At 45.8% G+C, this 4761-nt stretch carries 2 protein-coding genes and 1 pseudogene; all 3 read left to right on the top strand.

From position 1 onward, the window contains the following. Positions 1 to 443 precede the first annotated feature (443 nt). Positions 444 to 626, top strand: a pseudogene (locus tag MWU84_RS23540) (DUF559 domain-containing protein); the annotation flags it as partial. A 320-nt stretch (positions 627 to 946) separates the two neighbouring features. After that, a complete protein-coding gene (locus MWU84_RS23535) occupies positions 947 to 1864 on the top strand; it encodes a metallophosphoesterase (RefSeq protein WP_246906451.1) in 918 nt (305 codons plus the stop codon). Positions 1865 to 2809: 945 nt separating this feature from the next. Further along, on the top strand, positions 2810 to 4234 hold the full coding sequence (locus MWU84_RS23530) for an L-serine ammonia-lyase (RefSeq protein WP_246906449.1): 1425 nt from the start codon (positions 2810 to 2812) through the stop codon (positions 4232 to 4234). Positions 4235 to 4761: the final 527 nt, after the last annotated feature.

Below are 4761 nucleotides of genomic sequence, written 5' to 3'. Positions count from 1 at the left end.
GGCTAGGGGTGGGTTTTTGCGGGAGGTTAGCCTGCCTGCCGTAGGCAGGGGGTGTGTTTCTCCCCAAAGGCCCGGGCTTTCAATCCCTTCCGTCTTTGCTCTATCAAGATTAAGTAGCCTTTAATCTTCCCTCTGCAATCTTTCCTAAAAGCTTCTTGACTCCTATTAAAAAATTACTTGGATTCGTAAAATTGAATTATTATCTTGGTTCAAGCTTTAATTGAATACATCCTTTCTGAAATCAGTCTAATGCTGTTTAGGGTCTTGATTTCACATAAGTCAAACAATATTCATGAATCCTTCCCCTCCTTGGAGGGGATTGAGGGGTGGGTAATCTGATGAAAAAAATTATACCTTATAATCCAGATCTAGTTCCTTTTGCGAAAAAACTTCGCAACAACATGACTATGGGGGAAATTGCCTTGTAGCGCGAATTAAAAAATAAAAAACTAGGAGTCAGGTTTAGCCGGCAAATACCGATAGACAATTATAAAGTGGACTTCTATTGTAAAGAACTTCAACTTGCCATAGAGGTGGATGGTTCGGTCCACTTTTTGGAGGGGCATCCCGAAAAAGATACCATTCGCCAAAATCGTCTGGAATATTTGGGAATATACTTTATTTGATTCAGTGATTTGGATACGAAGAACAATTTGAACTGGGTATTGGAAGAGATTAAAAAAATGGTTTTGTTTTTAAAACCCACCCCTAACCCCTCCCAAGAGGGGAAAAATTAATACCTAAATGAAGAGCCTAAATTTCCCATCATCCTTTTGACTTAGGGCTCACGGATTATAACTTTTTAACACCATAACCTCAAAATCAAACTTTCAACTTTGAACTTTATAACCTTATGACTATAAAACAACACCTAACCTTCCCTTAAACTTCCTGAACTCAAAAAAAAGTATATTTGACCTTAATACAATAACCAACCCACTACCCTATGGCCCTACTACAAAAGACCATTACCGCCTTGTTCATCACCACCCTTATTGGCTGTGGATCCAAGAAAACCAAACCAGATTCCAAACAAGACCTGGCCATTGGCATCATTGCCGACTGCCAATATTGCCATTGCGAAGCCACCCCCTCACGATTTTATAAGAACTCGCCCGCAAAACTGCAAAACGCGGTAGATAGCCTTAACAGCTCTCCCTTGGATTATGCCATTCATCTGGGCGACTTTATCGATCGGGATTTTAGCAGTTTTGATACCGTTGGCCCTATCTGGAACACCTTAAAAACCAAAAAATACCAAGTATTGGGCAATCACGATTTCAGTGTGGCCGACTCCCTTAAACCCTTAGTGCCCCAGAAAATGAACCTAAAACAACGGTATTACAGTTTTGTAGAACAAGATTGGCGATTCATTGTCCTGGACGGCAACGATCTAAGTTATCAGGGCGCCATTACGCCGGAAAAGATCGCTCAAACCGACTCCCTATTTACACTACTCTCAAAATCCAATCCGCCCAACCTACAGACCTGGAACGGAGGCCTAAGCCAAGAACAACTTGAATGGGTGGAAAGCGAATTAAAACTGGCCCTAGAGAACAATGAAAATGTTGGATTCTATTGCCATTTTCCCGTGCTCGGGGAGGATAAGGTGCATAGATTATGGAACAGTCCCCAATTTCTTTCCCTTATCGACCAATACTCCAATGTGAAATTCTATTTCAACGGGCACAACCACAATGGGGATTATGCCGAACGCCATGGGGTACATTACCTCACCTTTAAGGGAATGGTAGATACAGAAAGTACTTCCGCCTTCGCCAAGGTCCGCATTACAACAGACTCCATTCTTGTTCATGGTCATGGGCGGGAACCTTCCAGAGGCCTGAAGATCAGTGTTCGGTGAACAGTGGGGAGTGAACAGTGAACAGTCGACAGTGAACAGTGTTCGGTTTAATGTTCAAAGCCGTCACTTCGAGTTTACCCGACCGTCAAGGCGGGTGATCCGACGCAGGAGGATTGTATCGAGAAGTAGACGGTAAGCACCAAACCGGTTCTCGATACAAAAAGCTTAACGCCCGTCACTTCGAGCCCGCCAGCCGGTCGGGCAGGTAGTTTTGCATAACGAAGTGGAGCAAAATTGGTTTGAGAAGCACTCGAACTTACGCTAGAGTTTATAATCTTGGTACCGACCATATTCCCCTCTTGGGAGGGGCTAGGGGTGGGTTTTTGCGGGAGGTTAGCCTGCCTTTCGGTAGATAGGGGGCGTGTTTCTCCCCAAAGGCCCGGGCTTTCAATCCCTTCCGTCTCCCTCGCTTATCAGCGATGAATCCACCTTCCCTTATACTTCGGCTCCGCTCAGTACAGGCCAAGGGGAGGAGCCTTTTTTATCATCATTGCGAGCCTGCCGTTAGGTAAGCAAAGCGCGGCAATCTGCTTGTTACAGTTGAAAGTTAGAATGTTGAAAGTTAAAAGTTGGAATCTAATAGTGAGTAGGGAGAATTGAGATTCCAAATTCTAGAAACTGGACTAAAGACTTAAGTTGTTGGTCGCACTAACAATATGCTCCTTCCCCTAAAGAGGGGAAGGTGGCTTCGACGCAGGAGAAGACGGAAGGGGTGCCCTTGGAGGCAATCTGCCTGTTCCCTTGCAGAGATTGCTTCGTTGCCTCGTCGCCTCGCAATGACGAATACCCTTTAAACTCCAACTCATTTCCAAATTCCCAAATTAACTCATTATCAAATTGATACATTGTTACATTAAACCATTGTTACATTTCCTCATTAACTCATTGGTACATTTCCCAAGAGATAATCCTATATTTACCCTAATAATTTAATCTACTTGGAAAATGGAATGCATTAGTGTTTTCGATATGCTAAAAATTGGCATTGGTCCTTCCAGCTCCCATACTTTGGGACCTTGGCGTGCCGCAGAACGTTTTATCGGTGAACTGTTGGAAAAGAAGGTATTCCAAAACATTACCCATATACAGGTGGATGTGTATGGCTCCCTCTCCCTCACGGGCAAGGGACACGCCACCGATCTGGCCATTATGCTCGGACTTACAGGGGCAGATCCGGTCACCATTCCCATAGAAAATATAAGCGGTATCGTACAGGGAATTCAGGAAAGTAAAAAGCTACTTCTAAACAATTCCTTGGAAATCTCCTTCGATCCAAAATTGGATATCCAATTTAAAAGGGAATTTTTGCCTTTCCATGCCAACGGACTCACTTTTACCGCTTCCCAATCCAATGGTAAGCAAATAAAAGAAACCTACTACTCCATTGGCGGTGGCTTTGTCGTAAAAGAAGAACTTAAACGTTCCAAAAAGAAAATGGAAGTCTTTAAATCCTTCCCCTTTCCTATAGAAAATGGGACCGACCTCTTGGCTACCTGTAAAAAAGAAAATAAATCCATTTCAGAATTGGTCTTGATAAATGAGCGATCCCTGCGTTCCGATTCGGAAATAGACAAAGGCCTACAACATATTTGGGATACGATGTTGGAGTGTATGTACATAGGTTGTCATACCGAAGGGAATCTTCCCGGCGGATTGAACGTGAGAAGAAGAGCTTACGATTCCCACCAAAAATTAAAAGGGAACCTCCCCTATTCCACCCCTCAGGAATGGCTGCAGACCATTAGACAAACCGAGGTTAAATTCAGATCCATTCTAAAATGGGTAAGTTGCTTTGCCCTGAGCGTCAATGAGGTAAATGCCTCCTTGGGAAGAGTGGTCACCGCCCCCACCAATGGCAGCGCTGGGGTAATCCCGGCCGTGCTCATGTACTATATGGTCATAGAAAATCACGAGGCCAGTTTTCAACACGTCAAACAGTTTTTGCTGGTAGCGGGAGAAATTGGCAGTATTTTTAAAAAGGGAGCTACCATTTCCGCGGCCATGGGAGGCTGTCAGGCCGAAATTGGGGTTTCCTCCGCCATGGCCGCCGCAGCCCTGACAGAGCTTTTGGGCGGCAGCCCGGAACAAGTCCTCATGGCAGCCGAAATCGCTATGGAACACCATTTGGGCCTTACCTGCGATCCCATTGGCGGATTGGTTCAGATTCCGTGTATAGAAAGGAACTGCATGGGGGCCATAAAAGCCATCAACGCTGCGGAACTGGCGCTGGACTCCGACCCTGCCAATGCAAAAGTACCCCTAGATAAAGTGGTCAATACCATGTGGGAAACCGCCAAGGACATGAACACCAAATACAAGGAAACCTCGGAAGGCGGACTGGCCGTGGGCGTATACCTCAGTGATTGTTAGTACACAGTGGTCCTTAGGCAAAAGCCATTAGCCAATGGGCAATAGTTTGTGTCTTCAACGTTGTCAACTGTCGTCATTGCGAGTTTACCTACCGATAGGTAGGCCTGCCTTGCCGTTTGGCAGGCGCAGCGCGGCAATCTGCTTCTTACAGTGTACAATGCTTATGTTTGAAGTATAATTGGGAATCTAGAGCCTAGATGTTAGAGCCTTGACTTATGAATTATGTTGAAAGTTGTTTAACTAAGTGCTCCTTCCCCTGGCTAGGGGAAGGTGGATTCGACGTAGGAGAAGACGGAAGGGGTGCCCTTGGAGGCAATCTGCTTGTTCCCTTGCAGAGATTGCCTCGTCGTCTCGGCTCCCTGTCTGTCCGCCAGGCAGGCCTGTCTGCCGCCAAGCAGGCTCGCAATGACGAATCTTATCACAACGTAACCAATTCCCCTCTTGGGAGGGGCTAGGGGTGGGTTTTTGCGGGAGGTTAGCCTGCCTGCCGTAGGCAGGGGGTGTGTTTCTCCCCAAAGGCCCGGGCT

The organism is Arenibacter sp. F20364, assembly GCF_023015905.1.
Classification (GTDB): Bacteria; Bacteroidota; Bacteroidia; order Flavobacteriales; family Flavobacteriaceae; genus Arenibacter.
The sequence above is the reverse complement of the archived record's forward strand: the minus strand, read 5'-3'. Positions and strand labels throughout refer to the sequence as shown.